This window comes from Synechococcus sp. R8-2 (assembly GCF_047461715.1).
Classification (GTDB): domain Bacteria; phylum Cyanobacteriota; class Cyanobacteriia; order Thermostichales; family Thermostichaceae; genus Thermostichus.
In genome coordinates this window covers 1-1,074 of record NZ_JANSHQ010000731.1, presented here as the reverse complement: position 1 = coordinate 1,074, position 1,074 = coordinate 1, and the positions used below count along the sequence as shown (strand labels likewise).

The 1,074-nt window shown below is 64.4% G+C and carries 2 protein-coding genes; both read left to right on the top strand.

Annotated features, from left to right (window positions below; all coding sequences use genetic code 11):
* The coding region (locus NW819_RS14310) for a site-2 protease family protein (RefSeq protein WP_414414156.1) at positions 1 to 783 on the top strand (783 nt) is incomplete at its 5' end.
* 41 nt (positions 784 to 824) lie between these two features.
* Positions 825 to 1,074, top strand: a 250-nt coding sequence (locus tag NW819_RS14305; RefSeq protein WP_414414155.1) for a tetratricopeptide repeat protein, incomplete at its 3' end; no start/stop codon positions are given.

The following is a 1,074-nucleotide window of genomic DNA, read 5'->3' as shown; positions in this document are numbered from 1 at the left end:
GCCAATCTCTTGGGCTTCCGGCTGTTGGATGCGCCGGGGCGCTGGGTGGAAGCCCTGCCGGTGGCAGCCGGGATCTTCGCCATCTTGCTGGTGCACGAGACCGGACACCGCTGGATGGCGGGCAAGTACGGCGTGCGCCTCAGCCCTGCTTTTGTTATCCCCAGCTTGGGGATCGGCACGCTGGGATCCCTAAACCGCATCCAATCGCCGGTGCCCAGCCGCAAGGCCCTCTTCGACATTGCCTTTGCCGGCCCGGCAGCGAGCGGGATCCTGTCGCTGCTGGTGCTCTTGGCTGGCCTGAAGCTCTCCGGCTCCGAGGGTCTGTATGTGCCCACGGAGATCTTCCGCAGCTCCATCCTGGTAGGCACCCTAGCGCGGCTGGTGCTGGGATCCCAGTTGCAGGCGGAGCTGGTTCCCATTCATCCTTTTGTTGCCGTGGGCTGGATTGGCCTGGCAATCACCGCCTTGAGCCTGCTGCCGGCAGGGCAGCTGGACGGGGGTCGCATTGTGCAGGCGGTGTACGGGCGGAAGACGGCGGCCCGCGCCACCTTCATCACCCTGATTGCCTTGGCGGTGGCGGCCATCAGCAACGTCTTGGCCCTCTACTGGGCGCTGCTGATCCTGTTCATCGCCCGCGAGCCAGAGCGTCCACCGCAGGATGAGATTACTGAAACCGACGGTCAGCGGGATGCTTTGGCATTGCTGGCCCTCTTTTTGATGGTCATGACCCTGTTGCCGATTGCTCCGGCCTTGGCGGGCTTTCTCAATTTCCCCAACGGCTGATGGGGTAGAGGCCCAGGATCCGCCGGCGAGAGGAGCTCACTGTGTCTGGACCGGGGAAAGGCTTTGGCCTAGGCAGAGCTGGAAAGGACAGAGGAGAGCACCTGCAGCGTCTGTTGGCCCAAGCCGTTCGCCATCACCAGGCAGGGCAATGGCCACAGGCTGTCTCACTTTACCAGCAGGTGCTGCAAGCCCAGCCCACCCACCCCGAGGCACTGCACCTCTTGGGGGTCTGTCGGCAGCAACAGGGATCCCTGGACGACGCGATTGCCCTGATCCGGCAGGCCCTTGCCC